We start from the raw sequence: 20813 nt of genomic DNA on the forward strand, positions 1-20813 counted from the left end.
CCTGGTCTGCGCGTAGAGCTCGGGGTCGAGCACGGCGACCGGCGGCATCTACTGCTGTTGCGTTCCCCGGCCACTGTCCGGACTCGCGCCCCGGCCCGACATCGAGCCGTTTCCCGGCGACGGCAGAATCACGCCGGCGAGACGGGGATAGCCGAGCCGGCCGAAGTCGCGGCGGTCCAGGTCACGAGGCGGCACGAGAACGATCTCGGCGGTGGTCGGCTCGTAGAACCACCCGCCCGCGTCGTCGTGCCGCAACAGCAGCACGTAGTGGCGGGGAACGACGTCGCCGATCAGCACCGGCACCGGGTAGCCGCGGTTCGCCTCGGTCAGCGCCTGCCGCAGGACCGCCCGGTCGACGCCGGGCACCGGCAGCGCGGGCCGCCACCGGTACCGGCCGCCCAGCGCGACCGGGTCCCGGTTCAGCCGCTCGCTGAGCCCCCAGGGCGGCGTCCCGGCGATCTGCGGCCACAGCACGTCGGTCTCGTCGTGGATGCGCTGCTCCTCCTCCTGCAACCGGCGCAGGAAGCGCTCGTCGGACTCCTCCGCGGTGCCCGGTCGGCCGCCGGTGGTCAGGTACAGCGCGTACAGCGGATCCACGTACGCCCGGGCGACCAGCACGGCGGTGGACCCGCACGTGGTGTCGTCGTACTGCCCGATCCGATTGCCGCGGAACTGCACCGCGCCGGGTCTCGTGGCATCGACCGGCCGCAGGCGGCTCCGCAACCAATACGGCGTACGCCCGGCGACTGTCGCGGCGAACGACGCGATCTCGGCGACCGGGTGCCCGGCCGCGAACGCCGCCGCGAGGTAGCCCTGCGCCGCCGGTAAGGCCCCAGCCAGCACCTCGTCGAGCCTGTCCCGCTGTACGGCAGAGAGCCGGTCGCGCAGTGCCGCGGCCCGGTCGGTCTGCGCGGCGCTGAGGGTGCCGTCGCGCCGGGCGACGACGCCGAGATATCCGGCCACCGCCCGCGCCGGGCCCTCGCGCACTGCGGGCGGCGACCCGGCGGCCGGCAGTACGGTCAGCAGAAGCAGCAGCACCGCCGTGATGGATCGAGGCTCGTCCTCGCGCGTCCAACGCATCCGGTCGCCTACCCACCTCGCCGCCGTCCTCACCCCGGCGGGGGAGGCCGGTGCCCGGGGTCCCCCGCTGCGGTACCTTGCGCGCATGCAGATCGGGGTACAGGCGGCGGTGCCGGTGTTGTACGTACGCGCCATCGAGTCCGCCCGGGACTTCTACGAGCTGTTCGGCTACCGCGAGGCCCAGACGGGCGGCGACAACGACGCGCGCTGGTCGTACCTGCAGTGCGGCGAGCACACCCTGTTGCTGGCGTCGGTCCAGCCTCCGCTGTTCCAGGCCGAGCTGCCCCTGCTGGTCTACCTGTACGTCTTCGACCTGCAGCGGGTCCAGCAGCGGCTCGAGGAGGTGGGGCGCCCGTACGAGGTGGTCGGTCGTCCCGACCACGCACCCGGCGGTGAGATCCGCGTCCACGACCCCGACGGCAACGTCGTCCTGGTGGGGCAACGCTCCCCCCGGACCGGGACCGCTGCCCCTGTCGACCCGGCAACCCGCTCCTCCCTGATCCGGCAGGCCGCCGAGGCGCTCAGCCGTCGCGGCGACGCGCCGGCCTCGTGCCAGATCGGCGCCCCCGACGGCGGCTCCTGTTCGCAGCCGGCGGAGGTCAAGCTCGCCGACACCTGGGGCGTGACGGTGTGGGGCTGCCTGACGCACGCCGAGGAGGCGCTGATCAACGCGCCGGCGGCCTTCATCGCCGCCGAGAACGACCAGGGCCTCGGCCCATGGCTGAGCCGCCGCACGCCCGGTGCCCCCTAGGTCTCGCCGTCATCGGCTGCGGGCCTCCCAGATCAACCCGAAGTCCGCCCGGCTGCCCTGCGCCGCGTTGTCGTCGGCGAGCGTGGGCGTGAAGCGGTACGGCCGCGTCTGGGCCGGCCGGGGACGCCACAGCCCGGGCCGGAGCCCGGTCGACCAGTTCCTGGCCGCGGCCGTCTCGCGCAGGGTCGCGTCGCCGAGCAGGATCCAGGTGCCCGGCGCGGCACACGAGGCGCCCGACCCGATGTCGATGCGCAGCCTCAACAGGGTGCCGAGCCGCTGCCCGCGCTCGTCCAGGCCGGTGAGATACAACCGGACTTCGGCGTCGACGTCGCCGCGATAGGTGACCTCGACACACGTGGCCGGTCCGGTGCCGGGCGCCAGCGCCGTGTCCGAGAACAGCGCCTGGCCGTGATCGTTGTCGGTCACCGTCACCGCCCCGGTCGCCCAGCTGTTGCCCGAGTTGACCACTGTCTCCGACAGCGACGCGTGGGTCGCCTGCACGACCACGCCGGCCACGGTCACCAGGCCGGCGAGGAAGGCGATCCGGCGGCGGTTCATCGCACCGCCCACGACCGGAGCTGCGACCCGGACGCCGCCTCGGCGAATGTCACCCGGTCGCGTCCGTCGCCCTTCGAGCGATAGAGCGCCGCGTCGGCCGACGCGATCAGGTCCGCCGGTTCCGTGCCGTGCGCCGGGCACATGGCCACGCCGAGGCTGGCCGACACCGGCGCGACCGTCCCGATGGCGCCGATCCGCAGACGGATCCGTTCGGCGACCGCCAGCGCCGCCGCGGCGTCCCGGCCGGGCATGATGACCGCGAACTCCTCGCCGCCGTAGCGGGCGACGAGGTCGGTGTCGCCGGCCGCCTGTGTGATGGCGGCGGCGATCAGCCGGAGCACCTCGTCGCCGGTGAGGTGGCCGAAGGTGTCGTTGAGCTTCTTGAAGTGGTCGACGTCGACCAAAGTCAGGGCGAGGTCGGTGCCGTCGGCTGCGGAGCGCCGCAGTTCGGCCGCGAACGCCTCGTCGAACCGCTTACGGTTGGCGACGCCGGTGAGGCCGTCGGTCTCGGCGGCGGACCGGATCTGCTCGGTGAGGGTGACGCGGTCCAGTGCCACCGAGGCGTGCAGGGCCGCCTGCGCGGTCGTCTCCACGACCCGGCGCTCGACCCGGCGCCGAGCCACCTCGACGACGAGCGCACCGGCGACCTTGTCGAGGGCGAACGGCACGACGACGATGTTGCGGGCGTCCGGCAGCATCCGGGCGAGCCACGGGTCGGTCCGGGGGTCGATGCCACGCTCCAGCTGGGGGCCCGCCGTGATGGCGCGCCGCAGCACCGAGCGCGGACCCGGCTCGCTGTCCGGGCCCACATCGCTCAGCGGGACGACCCGGCCGTTCCCGACGGTGACCGCGATGCCGCGCCGCTCGCCGCCCGCGCCGCGGCCGTCGATGTGCGCGAGCACGAGGGTGCGGCGCGCCGCCAGCTCGGTGTGGCCGAACTCGGCCAGCGCGGCCGCCACGGTGACGGTGTCCGGGGCCGAGGTCACCTCGAGCCCGAACTGGCGCAGCAGGTCGGCGTCGTGGCGGCGGCGCCGCAGTTCGCGCTCGTTCTTGGCGGCAAACGCGGCCGTGCTCAGCACCGCCAGCCACAGCGCGGCGAACTGGAGCCAGAGCGTGGCCCCCGAGACGTTGGGCCGGGTGTCCGCGAGCATTCCCAGGGTGATCGCGTCGACGAACAGCACCGTGATCACGCAGTGCCAGATCGCGATCCGGATGCCGGTGCGGAACGAGGCGAGCAGCGTGACGGCCATCGCGTGCAGGACGATCAGGAAGGCCAGGGCGTCGTGCTGGTCGGGCAGAGCCCAGTTCGCGGCGCCGAGGAGGATGCCGTCGCCGAGCAGCGACAGGGTCAGCGAACCCCGCGCGACGCGCCGCCCGGCCCGCAGGGCGAGCAACGACAGCGCGGTGACGGCGGGCCAGGCGACCGCCCAGCCGACCCAGGTGGTGTCCGAGCCGTGCGGCGCGTCGCTGAACCACAAGATGGCCAGCACCATGACGGCCAGGACGGCCCGCCAGCCGAGGACCCATCGGATGCGGTCGGCGATGGGCACCAGCTCACCGGGTTTGACCAGGCCGTGTCTCGAGGTGCGCGCATGTTCAGTCCGTCTCGGCACGGTGGTCCTCGTTCCGGGGGAAGGTCAGGTACGGGTCGCGCAGCACCGGGGCCAGCGACAGCTTGGGGTCTCGTTCCTCGCGCCGGTCGGCGATGAACAGGAACAGCCACATCGCGATGAGCGAGATCGCGAGGTACCACGGGTGCCCCGCGGTGGCGACGAGCAGCTTCCACGCGGTCTGTGCCAGGGCGGAAAGCAGGCCGGGGCCGGACGAGTGCGTACTGTCCGGTGATTCCGGCGGAGTGCGTCCCGCAGGCCGGCGCTCATCGTCCGCCGGCGCCGACGTGACCGGGGTCCCGGGCGACGGTTGCCGGGCCGACTTCGGTTCTTCCCGGGCCACGTCGAGCCATGAGAACGTGGCGCCCGCCGTGGCGTGCTGGAACCGGTTGTCGTCCGCGACCCGGACCGTCAGGCGATAGGTGCGGGTCTCGCGGGCGACCGGCGCCCAGCCGGTGGTGACGCCGGTGGCGCCCGCCGCGGCCAGGGCCGTCAGCGGGCCGTCGAACACGGTGCGACCGGTGAAGACGGCGCAGCCGCCGACGCCGACCTCCACCCGCAGGTTCAGCCCGCTGACGAGCGTTCCGGTGAGGTCGGTGGCGCTCAGGCGCACCTCGCGGCCGTTCCTGCCGCCGCCGGTGATCGACAGGCAGTTGCTGACGGTGTGGCCGGGCACCAGCTGCCGCGCCTCGAACAGCGCCCGTGAGCTGTCGCCGGCCGCGAGGGAGATCTGCTCGAGCCGGTCGGACGAGCCGGTGGCCGGTCCGCCGGCGGCAGCGAACAGCAGCATTCCGGCTGCGCCCAGGGTGATCAGCACGGGGGCGGTCAGCCGGGTGGGGGCGGCGTCGGACGGCAGAAGGTCAGCCAACGCCCTCTCCCCTCGGTGTCCCGGCCGGCAAGTGGCTATCGGTACGGGGTGGGCCCTGTTGAGGAATCACCCCTCCGGCATGGCTCAGCACATCCGTACCGGCGCCGATGGAAAGGACAGAAGGTCGAGGGAGGGGGCGCGATGCGGTCGCGCGCGGGCCGGCATCGCAGAGCCTGGGACCCGGCCGAGCAGGTTTCCGGAGCGCTGCTGGATCTGCGGGACGTGGTCGTCGCCTTCGTCGTGGGGATGCTGCTGGTGTCCGTCGCACCGGTCCTGTTCGGGTGGACCTCCACCGTGGTGGTCTCCGGCTCGATGGGACCGCGCATCCGGCCGGGCGATGTCGTGGCGGCCCAGCCGGTGCACGGCATCGGCCGGAGCAGCATTCCTCCCGGCACGGTCGTACTGGTCGAGGATCCGGTCGAGCCGGGCGAGCTGCTGATGCACCGCCTCGTGCGCTACGACGACGACGGCCGCCTGGTGCTGCAGGGCGACGCCAACGCGGCCCCGGACAGCACCCCCGTGCCCCCGTCGGACGTCGTGGGGATCGCCAAGCTCCGCGTGCCGTTCGCGGGCCTGCCGTTCCTGTGGGTGCGCCAGGGTGAGCTCATCCCGGTCGTGGCCGCCGCCGTCCTTCTGCTGGCGCTGATCATGTGGCAGCCGCGCGCCCGGAAACCGGCAACCGTTCTGCAACCGCCGAAAGCCTGGAGCCGCCCCGAGCTGCAACCGAAATGACACCCGGCTGGACACGAATCGCCCCGTGTCGCGAGAACCCCCTCTCGCCAGCCGGAAGACAGGAGCTCGACAAGTGTCCGACAACAAGCGTCGTCGCCGCGGCGCCCTCGCCGTTCTGGTCGGTCTCATGGCCTGCTCGGCCGTCGTGTGGCAGTCCTCGCACGCCGCGTTCAGCGCCACCACGTCCAACGGCGTGAACACGCTCGGCGCCGGTACGGTGAGCATCGCCGACAACACCGCTTCGGCCATGTTCGACACCGCGTCGGCGCCGCTGGCGCCGGGCGCCTCGGCCACGGTGTGCATGGGCGTGCAGTACACGGGCTCGCTGACCTCGCCGGCCATCCGGATGTACTTCACCGACGCCGCCGAGTACGACATGACAAGTGGAATCTGGGCGCCTCTGACCGACACCACCACCGCCGCTGAGGTCGACGACCTCACCACGCTGCGCATCCAGGTCAGCACGACCGATTCCGCGAGCAATCCCGGCAACAGCTGCGCCGGCACCTTCACCGACGTGACGCCGGCCACCAGCATCCGTACGCTCGCCACTGCCAACACCGACTTCGCGCACAGCCTGGCGTCGAACTGGGGAACCGTCACCCGCAACCAGTGGCGAACCTTCCAGTTCACCTACGCGTTCTCCTCCGCGGCGACCAACTCGGCACAGGGCGACGCGGTCCGATTCAAGGTCGTCTGGGAAGCACAGGCCTGATCGCCGTTGTGCTTTCTTTTGGCCGGATGACGCCGATCGGGTGTTCGTGAGGACTCGTACCGGCGGGCGCCACCGCCGGAACGGCGGTGGCCGTGTCGCGCGCTCGCTGGTCGCCGGCGCCCTCGTCGCCGCGCTGCTCACCGCGAACGCGACCCACTCGGCCTTCAGCGGCCGGACGACGAGCCCGGGCAACCAACTGAACGCGGGAACCGTGGTGCTCACCGACAATTCCGCCGGTCAGACGCTGATGACGGTGACCGGGCTCCGGCCGGGTGTCGCGCCCAGCCGGTGCGTCAAGGTCGTGTACGAGGGCACGCTGAACTCCACCATCAGGCTGTTCGGCGCCACGACCGGCGGCACCGGCCTCGAGGACCACCTCATGGTGTCGGTGACCCGCGGCGCCGGCGTGACCGGCACGTTCCCCGCCTGCACCGGCTTCACCGCGGACACCACCGACTACAACCTGCTGGGCCCGGGGGTGCTCTACAGCGGAACCCTCGCGGGATACCCGTCCGGCCAGGCCACCGGCCTCACCGACCCCAAACTCAACTGGGCCACCAACGAGGCGCACTGGTATCAGCTCACCGTCGACGTGCTCGACCCGGCGGCGGCGCGCGGCCGGTCGGCGACGGCGTCGTTCACCTGGGATGCGCGGGCATGATCACTCGCTCCTACCGTGCGCTCGCCGCCGCCGTCGCCGTCGTTGTCGTCCTGGCGTGGTTCGTCGTCGTACCCGCGCAGGCGGTCTTCATCTCCACGATCACCAACACCGGCAACTCGTTCGCCTCGGACACCGACTTCTCGATCAACGGCGCCCTGTACGTGTGGGGCGACAACGGAGGCGTCCAGCTGAGCCCGAGCCGGATCGGCACGGCGACCGGCTGGACCTCGGCCACGGTCGGCGACCACCTGGCGTGCGGGATCGCCGGCGGCAAGCTGTTCTGCCTCGGCAGCAACAACGGCAGCGGGCAACAGGGCGTGAACGACACGGCAGCGCACTACACGGCCCAGCAGGTCGGCACGGCGGACTGGACCACCGTCGCGGCCGGGTCCAACCACACGTGCGGGATCCAGTCGGACGGCACGCTGTGGTGCTGGGGTGCCAACAACTCGGGTCAGCTCGCGCAGAGCACGAGCATCACGTCGGCCAAGACGCCCGCCCAGGTGACGATCCCGGCCGCCGCGGGATGGTCGTCGGTGTCGGCCGGCACCGATTTCACGTGCGCCACCCGGACGGACGGCACCCTCTATTGCTGGGGCAGGAACTCCCAGGGCCAGCTGGGCATCGGCGCCACCACGCCCGGTTCTTCGAGTACGCCCCTGCCGGTCGCCGGCAGCGGGTGGACCTCCGTCGCGCTGGGCTACCAGCATGCCTGCGGCCTGCAGGGCAGCGCGCTGTCCTGCTGGGGTGACGGCGGCGCCAACCGGCTCGGCCAGGTCGGCACCGCTCCGTTCCCCTCGCCGGCGCCGGTCCTCGGATCCTGGACGAGCGTCACGGCCGGGTCGAACCACACCTGCGGTATCAACACCACCGGCCAGCTCTACTGCTGGGGCGACGGCGCATCCGGACGGCTGGGCCGCGGCTCCACCGCCTCCACCACCACCGGCCCGGCGCTCGTCGGCGGCATCACGACCACGTGGCGATCGGTGTCCGCCGGTCAGGCGCACACCTGCGCCACCCGGACCGACAACTCGCTCTGGTGCTGGGGCGCGAACACGTGGGGCCAGGTGGGCGACGGCGGGGTCACCGACCAGTACTCGCCCGTCAGGATCGGCGGATCGGTGTGGTCGACGGTGGCGCCCGGGGAGATCGCCAACCTGTCCTGCGCGATCCGCACGGACGCCACGCTGTGGTGCTGGGGGTTGACCGGTCTGCCGCTCTTCCTGCCCACCCAGGTCGGCACCGCCACGACGTGGCATCAGTCCGCGGTCGGCGACCAGTTCGCGTGCGGCATCCGCGACGCCGGCGCGCTCTACTGTTTCGGCCCGCAGTCCGGCGGCCGGCTGGGTACGGGCGACACCGCCAGCCACTTCGCGCCGACCGCGGTCACCACCACCGCCGGTACGGCGTTCAGCCAGGTCACCGCGGGCAACGTGCACGCCTGCGCGGTCGGCACGGACACCACGTTGTGGTGCTGGGGGGCGGCCAACTACGGGCAGACCGGGCAGGGCAACAACACTCAGCAGAACAGCCCGGTGCAGGTCACGAGCCCGGCCGCCGGCGGCTGGACCAGCATCTCGGCCGGCGCCCTCTACACCTGTGGCATCCGCTCCGACACCACCATGTACTGCTGGGGCCAGAACACCTTCGGCGAGACCGGCCAGGGTTTCTCGGGTACGCCGCAGACCACTCCGGCGCCGGTGACCAGCCCGGCCGCGACCGGGTGGGTGCAGGTGAGCGCCGGTTTCCAGCACGCCTGCGCGCTGCGCACGGACACGAAGATCTACTGCTGGGGCAGCGACGGCAGCGGCCGGCTCGGCCTCGGCTCCGGCGCTCCCCCGGCCCTCTCCCCCACCGCCGTCTCGGGCACCGGCGGGTACATCTGGGTCGGACTCGGCACCGACCACAGCTGCGGGATCAAGAACAACGGGACGCTGTGGTGCTGGGGCACGGGGTGGAACGGCCGCCTCGGCAACGGCGCCACCAGCGACAAATACGTGCCCACCCAGACCACCGGGTCGAGCGCGTGGCGCAAGGTGAGCGGCGGCAACCCGAACACCTGCGGGGTCCGCGCCGACAACTCCGTCTGGTGCTGGGGCGCCAACTCCCGGGGTCAGCTCGGTCTGGGCAGCTCGTTCACCGACCAACTCACACCCGTACGAATCGGCGTGACCGGCCGCCCCCTGGCCGGCGGTCCCGCCTCGAACATGATGTCGCTGATCGGCTACTAGAGCGACCCCGTGCGACGGTCCTGGCGGGTGCGCGGTCCGATCGCCGGCGTCATCGAGCTGCCCGGTTCGGCGGCAGGCCGAGCCCGCCTTCCTCGATCCGGCAGCGATTCTCGTCCCGTCCGGTTCCCGGCCGGCTCGGTGCGCCGGGTGTCGTTCCCGGGGGAGCCACCCGCATGGTGAACGTGCCGCCGTCGGCGCAGAGCACTGTCATCATCAAGGGGGACTGCGCAGCCAGGTAGCCGACGGTGACCGTGCGGCCGTCCATGACGATCTCGTGCGGCCGGGCCGCCCAGCCTCCGGCGCTCAACAGCAGCCGTTTCACCGGACCCCGCACGTGATCAAGGACCGGCACCAGGACGCGCAACTCCGCGTCGAGGTCGGTCGAACTGAACCACCAGTCCGCGTCGAGGGATGTGCGACGAGATCCGTTCGGCTCGGGCTGCACCTGAGGCGATGCGCAGGGGGTGGGCGAATGAGGCTGGTAGGTCGGTGATGCCATGAGAGGTTCCCGTCGTCAGGACCAACGCAGGCGCGGGCCCAGCCCGATGACAAGGGCGAGACGAGGTCCACCGAGGCCGGTGAAGGGCGCGGCTCCGGCACGTGCCGCGCCGCGCACGCCGGCCGAGGCCGGCACCGATGACGAAGCCACCGGTTACCACCCACTGTACGCTCTCGACACTCAGTGGCATGGCTGCGCGAGAGGGCCGCGCGGCTCGCGACAGCGTGACCGGCTACGGCAGCCGTGCGGGTAGCGTTTGGACATGGCGACCACGGTGCTACGCGTCCGGCTCATTGGCGGCGACCGCATGGACATCACGTACGACAAGCCGGACGTCTCCGACGAGGACCAGCTTGTCGAACACGTGATCGCGACACTGGCAGAGGATTCGGGTGTACTGCGCGCGAACCACGGTGACCGGCTCGTCGTGCTGTACGGGCGGGGGGTGGCGGCGATCGAGGTCGCGCCTCGCGGCGCTGTGCTCTGACGGGACGCCAACCCCGTCGAGCGGAGGCCGGCAGGCCGTCAGGCGGTGCGCAGGGCGATGGAGATGCCGATGCAGTGAGCGGCGAAGGCGACGACGGTCAGGGCGTGGAAGACCTCGTGGAAGCCGAACCAGCGCGGGCTGGGGTCGGGCCGCTTGAAGCCGTAGACCACAGCGCCGAGGGTGTAGAGCACGCCGCCGAGAAACAGGAACGTGACGACCGGAGCGCCGCCGGAGCGCCAGAATCCGGGCAGGTGGATCACGGCGACCCATCCCAGGGCGATGTACACCGGCACGTACAGCCACCGTGGAGCGTCGGTCCACAGGACCCGGAACGCGACGCCGGCCAGCGCGCCGCACCACACGATCCACAGCAGGGTCCGGGCCTGCCCGGGCGGCAGCACGAGCACGCAGAACGGCGTGTAGGTGCCGGCGATGATCAGGAAGATGTTGGCGTGGTCGAACCGCTGCAGCACCTTGTGGGTGCGCGCGCTCCAGGTGCCGCGATGGTAGACCGCGCTGATGCCGAACAGCAGCGCAGCCGACAGCGTGAACAGCGCCAGCGCGAGCCGGGAACGGGCGTCCGGGGACCACATGGTCAACAGCCCGCCGGCGGCGACCGCGAGAGGAAAGGTGCCGGCGTGCAGCCACCCCCGGAGCCGGGGCTTGAGCACGGCGTTGATGTGGTCCAGGCCCTGCTCGATCCGATCCTCCAGCCGATGCGGATCGGCATCCGGGCCTGTGCCCGGGTGGTCGTCGGCTTCTGTTCGCCGTGCACGGTCCGTACACACGGCACCGCGCTTACCCGGCTGTAGGTCGCGCTAACGTCGACTCGGCCTGAACCTGTCCTTGGCGGCGCAGGTGGCGTTCCAAGGCGGTGTGGTACTCCGCGGCGAACCGGGCCAGTTCGTCGATGTCCCGGACGACGCCCGCCACGTCGGCTGCGGCCTCGTTGCGACGGTCGCGCGCTTTCCGGTCGATGGCATCGACCATGTCCTGAGCATCGCGGACCATGCGGTCGGCCCGATCGCGGGCCTCGGCGAGCAGGCCCCGGGACTTCTCCTGAGCCTCGCGCACGTACACGTCAGCGGTCTGCTGCGCCTTCGCCAGAACCCGCTCCGGGGACCCCTCGCCACGGGCGGTCTCCGCCACGGCGGCGGCCCGGCGCGCCTCGTCGAGATGCCCCCGAGTCAGCCGGGCGTCGTGCTCGGCACGGTCGCATGCCTGACGGGCGCGGTCGAGCGCGGCGGTCGCCGCGGACAACTCGGCTCGAGCAGCCCGGCCGGGCCGGTCCGGGCCGGCGGCATCCAGCCTGTTCCGCAACGCGTCGTTCTCCTCGAGGAGTCTGATCATCTCTGCGGTGGCCTCGTCCAGGAGCACGTCGACGTCGTCTTTGTCGTAGCCACGCCGGCCGAGAGATGCCTTCGTGAACTCTGTGTTGTGGATGTCGGCCGGTGTCAAGGTCATGGTGCTCCCTGGGTCGCGGTGATGGGGGGCGCGATCGGATGGATGCCCGGCCGTGGGACGGCCGGCGGTGATCGTCGCCGGGGAGGCGCGAAACGCTGGAGCAAGGCCACTGTACGCGGATGATCGAGCAACCGCCGCAGTGCCGGCGAAGATGGGCGTGCCGGTCCGTGAAGAGTGCGATCAACTGCCCCGGCCCTGCACGGAATTCGCGGAGGGAAGTGGCGGGCGATTTCTGTGCTACGCTCGCCGGGTTGCAGTTTTGGTTTCCGGAGACGTTTTCAGCGCCTGATGGATTGGTGATCCATCCAGGCGCTTTTTCGTTTTGTGTGTCGGTTCCGGCGCAGGTCATCAACGCGGCGGCGTGCGGGTCCGCAGGGTGCGGTCCGGCGACAACTGCGAGGGAGCAGACATGACGACAGGCACTGTGAAGTGGTTCAACGGCGACAAGGGGTTCGGCTTCATCGCCCAGGACGGTGGCGGCGCCGACGTGTTCGCTCATTTCTCGGCGATCTCGGGAAGCGGATTCCGCAGCCTCGACGAGAATCAGCGGGTGGAGTTCGACATCGCCCAGGGCCAGCGCGGCCTGCAGGCGGAAAATATTCGCGTGCTCTGATCCGCAATTCGTCGAACGGCGGCCCGACTGGTTCAGCGGGCCGCCGTTCGGCTATGCCGGGGTGGGGTGCATGACCTCGTACGGGAAATGCAGCCGGACCGAGGTGCGGCCCGGCACCGATTCGGTGATCACGACGTCGGCGAGTTGCCGGGCCAGCCACAGCCCGCGGCCGTCCGGAGCGGTGCCGGCCAGCCCGGGGCGGCGGTAGCCGGCCGTGGCCGGAACCGGACGGCCTGCGGTGTCGTCGCACTGGACGATGAGGGTGTCGTGGCGGTGCCAGCAGCGCACACGCACCGGCGCAGCGCCGTGGCGCAGTCCGTTGGCGGCCACTTCGACGGCGGCCACGACGAGGTCGTCGGCGGGTTCCTCGGCGAAGTGGTGTCTGCCGGCCCACTGGTGCAGCACCGCGCGAAGCCGGCTCAGATCGGCCACGTCGGCCAAGATGATCTCGTGCTCGACGTCGGCCGGAGCGGGCTGCAGCGGCATGTCGTGTTCGATCAGGTAGCGCTCGGCGTCCCGGTACTGCGGGGACGGGACGCGGCCGGCCGGCGTGAGCAGGTAGCGGTGCGTGGCGCGGACTCCGTCGAGGACGGCTGCCGGATGGTGCCGCTGGTTCCAGATGCAGGTGACCGCCCCGCCGTACGGGTCGTAGGTCTCGTTGCACACCGCCTCGTAGGCCAGGTAAGCCACCGCACGGTCGGTTTGCATGCCGGCGTCCACGCCACCGGTCAGGTCGGGCTCGGCGACCACATGCACCCGGCGACCGGCGGCGTGTTGCTCCGCCAGGTGGCGGCGGAAGCCCTCGTAGGCGAATCCGAGCCGCTGGTAGAAGCCCGACGGGTTGCCCCACCGCAGCGCGCCGCCGAGGTCGCCGACGCGCCCGGCCAGCGCGGTGCGGGTGTCGCTGCCGACCACGAGCAGGATCTCGTCGTAGCGACCGGCCGAGCGGAGCAGCTCGGGTACGAGCACGGTGAGCAGTTCGTCGTCCGAGTCGGTGACCAGCGCGGTGTGCGCCGTGCCGTGGCCGTGTTCCCGTTCCGGCGTCATGGTCGTTTCACGGGTGGCGCCGGGCCGAGGAACGTGCACGTCATGTCCTGCAGTCCTTCACAAGGGGTACGCGGCGGCACACGCCGCGCTGTCAGGACGCATCAGACATGGGGTCGTTGTCGCGGTCCGGCTGCGCCCGAAACGGGTGCCGCAAGCGCTGCATCGTCTCCACGCTGCGGTCGGCCACCGGGCGGCGCGGCGCCGCAGTGGCAGACGTTTCGACCGAGAACGCCGGCACGGTAACGGGCACAAGATCTCCTCAGAAAAGCCAAAAGGGATGAACTGCTCCAAGGAGTACCCCGATTACCCGTCACCAACCCGCACGTGATTCACCTTCGGTGTCCGTTCCACGAAGGCGGAGGAAGTCATCGCACGCGCGCACGTCCGGCGCGGCCCGGGTCAGGCGGCGACGTCCAGGTGGCCGCGCATCTTGGCCAGAGCCTTGGTGAGCAGACGTGAGACGTGCATCTGCGAGATGCCGACCTGCTCGGCGATCTGCGTCTGGGTCAGGTTGCCGTAGAACCGCAGGCTGACGATCTTCTGCTCACGGTCGTCCAGCGCCGCCATCGCCGGCTCGAGCGCCAGTCGGGTCTCGGCGAGCTCGTACTCGCGGTCTTCCGCGCCGAGGGTCTCCCCGAGCTCGGTGGTGCCCTCGGCGCCGACCGGGGTGGACAGACTCGTCGCGTTGTACGCGCGGGCGCCCTCCAGGCCTTCCAGGACCTCTTCCTCACTGACGTCGAGGTAGGTGGCGATGTCGGCGACCGTAGGCGAACGGCCCAGCGTGTGGCTCAGCGCGGTGTTCGCGCCGGTGATGGCCAGGCGCAGCTCCTGCAGCCGGCGGGGCACCCGGATCGACCAGGTGCGGTCACGGAAGTGCCGCTTGAGCTCGCCCACGATGGTGGGGATGGCGAACCCGGCGAATTCGACGCCGCGGTCGGCCTCGTACCGGTCCACCGACTTGATCAGGCCGACGAGCGCCACCTGGAACAGGTCGTCGCTCGGCTCCCCCCGCCCGGCGTACCGGTTCGCCAGGTGCCGGGCCATCGGCATCCACGCCTCGATCGCCCGCTCCCGCACCGCCGGCCGTGACGGGTGCCCGTCCGGCAGCGCCGCCAGGGCGGCGATCAGTTCACTGGCCCGGTCGGTCGTCGCCGGCTCCTCGGCAGCATCAACGGTGCTGGTGGCGGGGCTGGCGACAACCGTCATGAACTGACTCCTCACGTCCTGGCTCCGGCGACAGCCGGCACCTCGCTCCCCCTATGCCCACTTCCTGGACCTGGTCAAACTCGGCCAAACAGCTCGTCGACGCCGCCGAACGGTGGATGGCCGACGTCGGGCGTACCCAGGCGCCCGCAGGCGTAGGGTGAGATCTGGCGGTTGAATGTCCGACTTGCTGCTGCCTTGGCCCTCGGCGGTTTCCCTCACTCAGGCAGAGGTGCAGCCATGACCAGCCACGAATGTCCCGAAGCCGCGCAGACGCCGATCGTCCGATGACCACGCCGGATGAACGCATCGTCCGGGTGAAACGCCTGGTCGCGGACGAGCCGACGCGCCCGGGTGACAGTCGCGGCACCGCGGGAAAGCTGCGCCGGCTGTGCAGTGCCGCCGGTCGGGCCCTGTCCGCCTCGGGCGCCGGGATCAGTGTGCTGGCCGGCAACGGGATGCCCGGTGTGGCCGCGGTGTCCGAGCCGGCCTACGAGCCGCTGGAGGAGTACCAGTTCTCGCTCGGCGAAGGTCCGTGCATGGACGCGGTGGCCAGTCGCCGGCCCGTGCTCGTGCCCGACCTGCCGGCCGAGGCGGTGAGACGGTGGCCGGGCTACACGGCCGCATTGCACGACAGCGGTGTGCGAGCGATGTTCGCGTTCCCTCTGCAGATCGGCGCCGCGCGCCTGGGGGCGCTCGACGTCTTCCGAACCGAGGCGGGCTCCCTGACCGCCGGAGAGTTCCGCGACGCGTTGACCTTCGCCGACGTGGCGGTGTCCACGCTGCTCGACGGTCAGGCTCGGGCGGCGCCGGGGTCGGCCGCCGACGGGCTGGACGACGACGTGGTAGGCCACCGGGCCGAGTTGTTCCAGGCGCAGGGGATGGTGGCGGTGCAGCTGGGTATCTCCTTGGCGGACGCACTGGCTCGGTTACGCGCTCACGCGTACGCCGAGGACAAGCCGTTGGGCGACGTCGCACGCGACGTGGTGGCACGGAGGGTCTCGTTCGACAGCGGCCGATGGTGACCGCCGCCGGTCCGGACATTTGCCAGAAGGGGCGGTAGACCGCTGTGACGACCGTTTCCCCCGAGCGGCTGGCGACCCTGTTCGTCGACCTCGCCGACACGCTCGTCGACGAGTTCGACGTGGTGGAGTTCCTGCAGATGCTCACTCGCCGGGTGGCGGACCTGTTCGCGACCGGCGAGGTGGGGTTGATGCTTGCCGATCACCGTGACCGGTTGACGTTCATGGCCGCCTCGGACGAGAGCGCCCGGCTCATGGAGTTGTTCCAGCTGCAGCACGGCGACGGCCCGTGCCTCGACGCGTTCCGGACCGCGCAGCCGGTGACCAACGTGGACCTGGCTGCCGCGGCCGCCAAGTGGCCGAGATTCGCCCCCCGCGCCGCCCTGGCCGGCTTCGAGTCGGTGCACGCCTTCCCGTTGCGGCTGCGCAAAGAGGTGATCGGTGCCATGGGCGTGTTCGGCAGCTCCACCGAGCTGGACGATGCGGATGCCCACATCGTGCAGTCGCTGGCCGATGTCGCCGTGATCGGGCTGCTGCAGGAGCGCGCCATCCGCCGCGGCGAGGAGCTGACCGGCCAGCTTCAGGGCGCTCTGAACAGTCGCGTCGTGATCGAACAGGCGAAGGGCATCGTCGCGCAGGCGCGCGCGGTGAGCCCGGACGACGCGTTCCTGCTGATCCGCGATTTCGCCCGCCGGAACAACCGACGCCTCGGCGAGGTGGCGGAAACCATCGTCACCGGGCTGCCGCGCCTTCCCGACCTGGGGCGGCGGTGACGCCCGCCCGCAGCGGGGCTCCGACCTCGTGCAGATGCTTCAGCGCCCGCCGGTACGACTCGATCAGGCTCGTCTCCTCGTAGGAGACGCCGATCCGGTCGCAGTACGCCCTGACGATGGGCTGCGCCTTGGGCAGGTTCGGGGTGGGCATCGCCGGGAACAGGTGGTGCTCGATCTGGTAGTTCAGCCCGCCCAGGGCCACGTCGGTGAACCGGCCGCCCTTGACGTTGCGGGAGGGCAGCACCTGCTTGCGCAGGAAGTCCTCGTCGCCGGTCGGGTGCGGCATGCCCTTGTGGTTGGGCGCGAAGGTCATCCCCAGGTACACGCCGAACACCGCGTGGTGCACGAGGAAGAAGACCACGGCCTGCAGCGGGGACAGCACCAGCACCAGCGCGGCCACGTAGGCGGCCAGGTGCAGCCCCATCAGGCTCGCCTCCAGGCCGCGGCGCTTCATGTCCGGGCGCCGCAGCGCCTTGATGCTGGATATGCGCAGGTCGATGCTGAGCAACGTCAGCAGGGGGAAGAACAGCCCGGCCTGGTGCCGGCTGACGAAGCCCTTGATGCCGCGCCGGCCCCAGGCCGACTCGGTGGCCCAGATCAGCACCTCGGGTTGCACGTCGGGGTCGAGATCGTCGTGGTTGGGGTTGTTGTGGTGACGGGTGTGCTTCTCATTCCACCAGCCGTAACTCATCCCGACGGCGACGTTCGCCACCATCCGGCCCACCAACGTGCTGGACGCCTTCGTCCGGAACACCTGCCGGTGCGCGATGTCGTGGGCCAGCAGAGCCGTCTGCGAGTACACCACGCCCAGCAGCCCGGCCACCGCCATGTTCCACCAGGACGAGCCGATCAGCGCGAAGGCGGCCCACGCACCGGTGAGCATCACCGTGACGACGCTCATGCGTACGGCATAGTAGGCGGGCCGGCGTTCGAGCAGTCCGGACTCGACGATCTGACGGTTCAGCACGGCAAAGTCACTGCCGGCGGTCTTCGGACGCGGTCTTGCCGGTGCACTCATGGAGCGACTCCTCACGAACACTGCTTGCCGGGTACGCCGATGGCGAGAAACCCGGCGAACGAAGAACTGACGACGGCCGCGGAGTCTGGACGGCCGACGCGTCACCGCCCGAGACGGTGCAACGTGTCCGTGCTGCCTACCCGTACCGCGAGGGGGTAAACAGGCCGGTCTGCTCGACCGGGCCGGCGCGGGCGCGCAACCGGGAGGAGCGCGCGTACGGTGGAAGGACACCCGGCTTCTCGACGTCTCCTCCGACGAGCGCACCGCGCCCGCCTTTCGATGGCGCGGACGTCGCCGACAGGAAGGCACCCCGATGAAGAGCACGAAGACCCGCACCCCACGAGCACAGGACAACGCCGTACGCCTGCGGATGGACGCGGTGCCGTCGCGCACCACCGTCCTCGACGGGGCCTGGTGGCCACGGTCGACCGACGCCGTCGCGGAGCTTCCCGCGCTCGTCGAAGCCCTGGCCGGTCTGCGCGGCCGGATCACGCACGTCCTGCTGAACGCCGGCGAGTGGGATCTACCGCACCCGCGTCGGACCACTGCCGGTGGTCAGACGGTGCGGCTGGGCTGGTTCACCTCCCAGCCGGCCGGGCTGATCACCATCATGGGCGACTTCGGGCAGGACCGTTTCGATCTGCTGGTGGTCCCGCCGGGAGCGAGCCGGGCCTCGGCCGAGACGGCACTGGCCGCCGCGGCCGACGCGACCGACAACCGCCACACGCCCGAGCTCCTCGCCGCGGTCAAGGCAGTCAACTGACTGTCGCTCCGGACTTCGGCGGCTCGACCCGTCAGGAAGGCAGCACAATGACCATCGCCAAGGCGGCCGTAGTCGCCGTTCTTCACGAGCGCGGCCAGCACGCCCGGGCCGACTTCGTCGACCGGAACCTACCCGACCGCATCGACCCCGCCCGCCACGGCGGGCTGCTGGCCACACTTCGCCTCAACGCGTCCGACCTGGCCGACCCCGACCCGTCCTGACCCGGCCGTGCGCGCGGCCCGCTCGACCCGGACGCCGCACCAGGAACCAGCCCGTTGGACCACCACGTCCACGTCATCGCCGCCGACGAGATCGCCGCGACCAACCGGCTGCTCCGCTTCGACCCGGACGCGGCGTTCACCGTCGAGGACGAGGCGCTGGCGTGCGCCCGTACGGTCCTCACGCGCGGCACCCGCATACATGAACAATGGTTGCCGGGTTTCCAGGCCTGGCGCACCGTCCACCCGGAGACCGGAACAAGCTGCAGGCGGAGATCGCCGAGTGGGCGCGCACCGTCCGAGGCCATGTCGAGGAGCTCGCGGCCGAGCGCGCCCGGCACGAGCGCAACTTCGACGGCGCCCTCGTCATCCCCCTGGTCCAAAGGAGTGCGCGGGTCGGCGGCCGGCAGCGCCAGCGATCGCAAGCAAGGACGCACAAGGGCTGCGGAGACGGGTATTGGGGCCGAGCCGCCGGCACCTCGCGCACTGTGAGTGCACGATCCGGCGGTAACCCCACCGCGGATGGGCGCGACGCAGCTCGTGGATCAACGCTTCGGTTGCGGCGGGCGCGCACAGCAATGGGCGCCGCCGTCATCGCGGCCGAGCGCCGCGCAGCGGATGGACACGGCTGAGGTCGAGGGGACCACGAGATCAACCTGAATCAGGCGCCGCGCCGGCCGACGAAATCGCCGAGCGCCACGCCCGCGGCCAGGGCCAAGCCGATGGCGAGCGCAAGAATGATCGTGACCAGGCCGTGCACCACGTCGTGGGTGGCCAGCTGATAGAAACCGCGATAGGCGGTGAGGCCCGGCAACAACGGGATGATCCCGGACAGCAGGATGATCTGCGTGAGCGCGCCCGCGCCGCGGCGCGACACGCCGGTCGCGAGTCCGACGACGGTGGCCGCGGCGCCGGTGGCCGCTACGGAGCCGAGATCGGTGAACAGGGTGATCGCGCCGTAACAGGCCCAAGCCGTACCCCCTGTGGCGAAGGCTGCGGGCAAGGAGCGCAGCGGCGCATAGCTGGCCAGCGCGAACATGGCGGCCGACGTGGCGGCGGCCGCCGCGGAGAGACCGAAGCGGGCGACGTCGGCTCCGACCGGCTCGGAGGGATCGAGGTTGATGTCGAGCACGAGGCCCAGTTTCAAGCCGAGGATGACGCCCGCGAGCAGCCCGGCCGACAGCAGCGCGATCTCCGCCGCGCGGCCGGCGGCCGTGACGTAAAAGCCGGAGATGGCGTCCTGGACGGTACCCACCACCGACAATCCGGAGAGCAGGGCCGTGATGCCGGCCGCGATGACCAGTGACGGCTGGGTTCCCGAGGGCAGCGCGCCGGCCGCGAACAGTGCGAGCGTGGCAGTGGTGGCCACCAGCGCCCCGGCGAGCTGGAGGAAGAACGGCGCGACACCCCACCGGTTGAGCAGCCGGCCGAGTCGGTCGATGAGCGCGGTCACGGCACACGCCGTCATGGCGATCATCGCCGAGCCACCGAGCAGGACCGCCACCGCGGCGGCCAGTCCGGCCCACCCGGCGGTGGCCACCCAGCGGGGGTACGGATGGCGGGCGTCGACGGCCGCGGCCATGGCGGACGCGGCGGCGGGGACGGTCATCCTCGCCCGCATCACCTCGTCGACGATCCGGGTGGTCAGGGCCAGTCGTGTCAGATCCGTGGTGCGGTGGTGCGCGAGCCGCATCGTGGTCACGGGCGCCGCCACGTTCCCGCGATGACAGCACATGGTGATCGAGTTGAACGTGATGTCGACGTCGACGGCGGGCAGCCCGCAGGCCGCGGCCAGCCGCATCATCGTGGCGGAGGTCTCGCCGGCCGGCTCACCGGTGGAGAGCAGCACCCCACCGACCTGCATACAGAGGTCAAGGACCTCGAGCACCTGCATGTCCGTCGGCACGTCCGGTCCGATGTGCCGGAGCAGCTCGGCGGTGGGCTCCCCGCCACGCATCAGGTCGCGCGCCTCGCGCCGCACCACTCCGCGGAGCCGGTGGACCATCCGGCCCCGTTGCATGCGTTCCCTCTCCGTCTGTTCCGCCGCGGTTTGACATCCAACGAATCATGTCGGCTTGGGACACGGCTGGTGCTGACGGCGAGCTCAGGTGCGCTGAGGCCTGCGGGTCACGCGGCGTGGAGCACAGTCCGGTCCCTCCGCGGCCGAAGCTTCGCACCGTGCACAGCCCTCGATCGGGACGGACAAACGCCGAAGTCGTCAGGCGCTCAGGCGCCGGACGCGGAAACGCGCGACGACGGCGGGGGCACCGGCACCACGAGAGGGACGGGATTCGGGACCGCCGCAGGCAGGACGGCTCCGACAGGAAGGCCACGCAGGGGACGGCCGCCGATCGGCGTGACCGCCGAGCCCACGACGCCGCGGAATCGACGTTTCGGCCGCTCAGATGGTTGGTCCATGGGCGGCGTTCCGCGGCGGGCCCGCCGGGTCTCCTCGAGCTCGGGGCTAACGCCGCTGGTGGAGCTTTCTCCCACGACCGGC

23 protein-coding genes are annotated in these 20813 nt (G+C 71.3%); 12 read left to right on the plus strand and 11 right to left on the minus strand.

The genetic code is table 11. The features are described 5' to 3' along the window. Positions 1-48: 48 nt before the first annotated feature. Positions 49-1080 (minus strand): hypothetical protein, encoded by a 1032-nt coding sequence (locus tag ACSNN8_RS24440; protein WP_436651786.1) that lies wholly within the window; start codon positions 1078-1080, stop codon positions 49-51. Positions 1081-1165: 85 nt separating this feature from the next. Between ACSNN8_RS24440 and ACSNN8_RS24445 the strand changes: the two genes are divergently transcribed. Continuing rightward, a complete protein-coding gene (locus ACSNN8_RS24445) occupies positions 1166-1831 on the plus strand; it encodes a VOC family protein (RefSeq protein ID WP_436651788.1) in 666 nt (221 codons plus the stop codon). Positions 1832-1840: 9 nt separating this feature from the next. Here ACSNN8_RS24445 and ACSNN8_RS24450 read toward each other — a convergent pair whose 3' ends face one another. From ACSNN8_RS24450 to ACSNN8_RS24460, 3 genes are read right to left on the minus strand one after another with little or no spacing between them, the layout of a single operon-like run. Beyond that, positions 1841-2389 carry a hypothetical protein gene (locus tag ACSNN8_RS24450; RefSeq protein ID WP_436651789.1) on the minus strand — a complete coding sequence of 183 codons (549 nt, stop codon included), beginning with the start codon at positions 2387-2389 and terminating at the stop codon, positions 1841-1843. Continuing rightward, positions 2386-3939, minus strand: a complete 1554-nt coding sequence (locus ACSNN8_RS24455; RefSeq protein ID WP_436651790.1) for a diguanylate cyclase — start codon at positions 3937-3939, stop codon at positions 2386-2388. The genes ACSNN8_RS24450 and ACSNN8_RS24455 overlap by 4 nt, the downstream gene beginning before the upstream one ends. Positions 3940-3985: 46 nt before the next feature. Next, positions 3986-4867, minus strand: coding sequence for a hypothetical protein (locus tag ACSNN8_RS24460; protein WP_436651791.1), 882 nt, complete (start codon positions 4865-4867; stop codon positions 3986-3988). 141 nt (positions 4868-5008) lie between these two features. On the opposite strand from ACSNN8_RS24460, the gene ACSNN8_RS24465 reads away from it, so the two are divergent. From ACSNN8_RS24465 to ACSNN8_RS24480, 4 genes are all read left to right on the plus strand, one after another. Beyond that, entirely contained in the window at positions 5009-5599 is a 591-nt protein-coding gene (locus tag ACSNN8_RS24465; RefSeq protein ID WP_436651792.1) for a signal peptidase I, read from the plus strand. 73 nt (positions 5600-5672) lie between these two features. Then, positions 5673-6314 carry a hypothetical protein gene (locus tag ACSNN8_RS24470; RefSeq protein WP_436651793.1) on the plus strand — a complete coding sequence of 214 codons (642 nt, stop codon included), beginning with the start codon at positions 5673-5675 and terminating at the stop codon, positions 6312-6314. Positions 6315-6360: 46 nt separating this feature from the next. Beyond that, on the plus strand, positions 6361-6975 hold the full coding sequence (locus tag ACSNN8_RS24475; RefSeq protein WP_436651795.1) for a hypothetical protein: 615 nt from the start codon (positions 6361-6363) through the stop codon (positions 6973-6975). Next, the gene (locus ACSNN8_RS24480) at positions 6972-9206 is read left to right on the plus strand and encodes an RCC1 domain-containing protein (RefSeq protein WP_436651797.1); all 2235 of its coding nucleotides are present in this window, start codon (positions 6972-6974) and stop codon (positions 9204-9206) included. Before ACSNN8_RS24475 ends, ACSNN8_RS24480 begins: the two co-directional genes overlap by 4 nt. Positions 9207-9255: 49 nt before the next feature. On the opposite strand, the gene ACSNN8_RS24485 is transcribed toward ACSNN8_RS24480, so the two are convergent. After that, on the minus strand, positions 9256-9705 hold the full coding sequence (locus ACSNN8_RS24485; RefSeq protein WP_436651798.1) for a DUF5994 family protein: 450 nt from the start codon (positions 9703-9705) through the stop codon (positions 9256-9258). 262 nt (positions 9706-9967) lie between these two features. Here ACSNN8_RS24485 and ACSNN8_RS24490 point away from each other — a divergent pair, with 262 nt between their 5' ends. After that, positions 9968-10192, plus strand: a complete 225-nt coding sequence (locus tag ACSNN8_RS24490; RefSeq protein WP_436651800.1) for a hypothetical protein — start codon at positions 9968-9970, stop codon at positions 10190-10192. A gap of 38 nt (positions 10193-10230) precedes the next feature. Here the strand turns inward: ACSNN8_RS24490 and trhA are convergent, their stop codons facing one another. Then, positions 10231-10980: a PAQR family membrane homeostasis protein TrhA gene (gene trhA / locus ACSNN8_RS24495; RefSeq protein ID WP_436651802.1), complete on the minus strand. Its 750-nt coding sequence runs from the start codon at positions 10978-10980 to the stop codon at positions 10231-10233. A gap of 10 nt (positions 10981-10990) precedes the next feature. Beyond that, positions 10991-11656, minus strand: coding sequence for a DivIVA domain-containing protein (locus ACSNN8_RS24500; RefSeq protein WP_436651804.1), 666 nt, complete (start codon positions 11654-11656; stop codon positions 10991-10993). Between the two features lie 409 nt (positions 11657-12065). On the opposite strand from ACSNN8_RS24500, the gene ACSNN8_RS24505 reads away from it, so the two are divergent. Beyond that, positions 12066-12269: a cold-shock protein gene (locus ACSNN8_RS24505; protein WP_436651806.1), complete on the plus strand. Its 204-nt coding sequence runs from the start codon at positions 12066-12068 to the stop codon at positions 12267-12269. A 51-nt stretch (positions 12270-12320) separates the two neighbouring features. On the opposite strand, the gene ACSNN8_RS24510 is transcribed toward ACSNN8_RS24505, so the two are convergent. Together ACSNN8_RS24510 and ACSNN8_RS24515 are read right to left on the minus strand one after the other, a co-directional pair. Further along, on the minus strand, positions 12321-13355 hold the full coding sequence (locus tag ACSNN8_RS24510) for an ATP-binding protein (protein ID WP_436651808.1): 1035 nt from the start codon (positions 13353-13355) through the stop codon (positions 12321-12323). 360 nt (positions 13356-13715) lie between these two features. Then, positions 13716-14522: a SigB/SigF/SigG family RNA polymerase sigma factor gene (locus tag ACSNN8_RS24515; protein ID WP_436651809.1), complete on the minus strand. Its 807-nt coding sequence runs from the start codon at positions 14520-14522 to the stop codon at positions 13716-13718. Positions 14523-14806: 284 nt separating this feature from the next. Here ACSNN8_RS24515 and ACSNN8_RS24520 point away from each other — a divergent pair, with 284 nt between their 5' ends. After that, positions 14807-15544, plus strand: a complete 738-nt coding sequence (locus ACSNN8_RS24520) for a GAF and ANTAR domain-containing protein (RefSeq protein ID WP_436651811.1) — start codon at positions 14807-14809, stop codon at positions 15542-15544. Positions 15545-15663: 119 nt separating this feature from the next. Next, complete coding sequence (locus ACSNN8_RS24525) at positions 15664-16314, plus strand: GAF and ANTAR domain-containing protein (RefSeq protein ID WP_436651812.1); 651 nt, start codon at positions 15664-15666, stop codon at positions 16312-16314. Here the strand turns inward: ACSNN8_RS24525 and ACSNN8_RS24530 are convergent. Further along, positions 16274-17332, minus strand: a complete 1059-nt coding sequence (locus ACSNN8_RS24530; RefSeq protein WP_436651813.1) for a fatty acid desaturase family protein — start codon at positions 17330-17332, stop codon at positions 16274-16276. The two genes, ACSNN8_RS24525 and ACSNN8_RS24530, sit on opposite strands and share 41 nt — an antisense overlap. 313 nt (positions 17333-17645) lie before the next feature. On the opposite strand from ACSNN8_RS24530, the gene ACSNN8_RS24535 reads away from it, so the two are divergent. Genes ACSNN8_RS24535 through ACSNN8_RS24545 form a run of 3 tightly spaced genes read left to right on the plus strand, consistent with a single transcriptional unit; the run spans position 17646 to position 18805 of the window. After that, positions 17646-18095, plus strand: coding sequence for a DUF5994 family protein (locus tag ACSNN8_RS24535; RefSeq protein ID WP_436651815.1), 450 nt, complete (start codon positions 17646-17648; stop codon positions 18093-18095). A 47-nt stretch (positions 18096-18142) separates the two neighbouring features. After that, on the plus strand, positions 18143-18316 hold the full coding sequence (locus tag ACSNN8_RS24540; protein WP_436651817.1) for a hypothetical protein: 174 nt from the start codon (positions 18143-18145) through the stop codon (positions 18314-18316). Positions 18317-18370: 54 nt separating this feature from the next. Continuing rightward, the gene (locus ACSNN8_RS24545; protein ID WP_436651819.1) at positions 18371-18805 is read left to right on the plus strand and encodes a hypothetical protein; all 435 of its coding nucleotides are present in this window, start codon (positions 18371-18373) and stop codon (positions 18803-18805) included. A gap of 169 nt (positions 18806-18974) precedes the next feature. Here ACSNN8_RS24545 and ACSNN8_RS24550 read toward each other — a convergent pair whose 3' ends face one another. Further along, positions 18975-20318, minus strand: a complete 1344-nt coding sequence (locus ACSNN8_RS24550; protein ID WP_436651821.1) for a threonine/serine ThrE exporter family protein — start codon at positions 20316-20318, stop codon at positions 18975-18977. Between the last annotated feature and the right edge of the window lie 495 nt (positions 20319-20813).

Source organism: Actinoplanes sp. URMC 104, assembly GCF_051386375.1.
Lineage (GTDB): Bacteria > Actinomycetota > Actinomycetes > Mycobacteriales > Micromonosporaceae > Actinoplanes.

What these genes read in the sequence shown, in the direction of transcription:
- ACSNN8_RS24440 (WP_436651786.1), bottom strand. Translation starts at nt 1,080, where the DNA reads ATGCGTTGGACGCGCGAGGACGAGCCTCGATCCATCACGGCGGTGCTG.
- ACSNN8_RS24445 (WP_436651788.1), top strand. Translation starts at nt 1,166, where the DNA reads ATGCAGATCGGGGTACAGGCGGCGGTGCCGGTGTTGTACGTACGCGCC.
- ACSNN8_RS24450 (WP_436651789.1), bottom strand. Translation starts at nt 2,389, where the DNA reads ATGAACCGCCGCCGGATCGCCTTCCTCGCCGGCCTGGTGACCGTGGCC.
- ACSNN8_RS24465 (WP_436651792.1), top strand. Translation starts at nt 5,009, where the DNA reads ATGCGGTCGCGCGCGGGCCGGCATCGCAGAGCCTGGGACCCGGCCGAG.
- ACSNN8_RS24480 (WP_436651797.1), top strand. Translation starts at nt 6,972, where the DNA reads ATGATCACTCGCTCCTACCGTGCGCTCGCCGCCGCCGTCGCCGTCGTT.
- ACSNN8_RS24485 (WP_436651798.1), bottom strand. Translation starts at nt 9,705, where the DNA reads ATGGCATCACCGACCTACCAGCCTCATTCGCCCACCCCCTGCGCATCG.
- ACSNN8_RS24490 (WP_436651800.1), top strand. Translation starts at nt 9,968, where the DNA reads ATGGCGACCACGGTGCTACGCGTCCGGCTCATTGGCGGCGACCGCATG.
- ACSNN8_RS24500 (WP_436651804.1), bottom strand. Translation starts at nt 11,656, where the DNA reads ATGACCTTGACACCGGCCGACATCCACAACACAGAGTTCACGAAGGCA.
- ACSNN8_RS24505 (WP_436651806.1), top strand. Translation starts at nt 12,066, where the DNA reads ATGACGACAGGCACTGTGAAGTGGTTCAACGGCGACAAGGGGTTCGGC.
- ACSNN8_RS24515 (WP_436651809.1), bottom strand. Translation starts at nt 14,522, where the DNA reads ATGACGGTTGTCGCCAGCCCCGCCACCAGCACCGTTGATGCTGCCGAG.
- ACSNN8_RS24520 (WP_436651811.1), top strand. Translation starts at nt 14,807, where the DNA reads ATGACCACGCCGGATGAACGCATCGTCCGGGTGAAACGCCTGGTCGCG.
- ACSNN8_RS24530 (WP_436651813.1), bottom strand. Translation starts at nt 17,332, where the DNA reads ATGAGTGCACCGGCAAGACCGCGTCCGAAGACCGCCGGCAGTGACTTT.
- ACSNN8_RS24535 (WP_436651815.1), top strand. Translation starts at nt 17,646, where the DNA reads ATGAAGAGCACGAAGACCCGCACCCCACGAGCACAGGACAACGCCGTA.
- ACSNN8_RS24540 (WP_436651817.1), top strand. Translation starts at nt 18,143, where the DNA reads ATGACCATCGCCAAGGCGGCCGTAGTCGCCGTTCTTCACGAGCGCGGC.
- ACSNN8_RS24550 (WP_436651821.1), bottom strand. Translation starts at nt 20,318, where the DNA reads ATGGTCCACCGGCTCCGCGGAGTGGTGCGGCGCGAGGCGCGCGACCTG.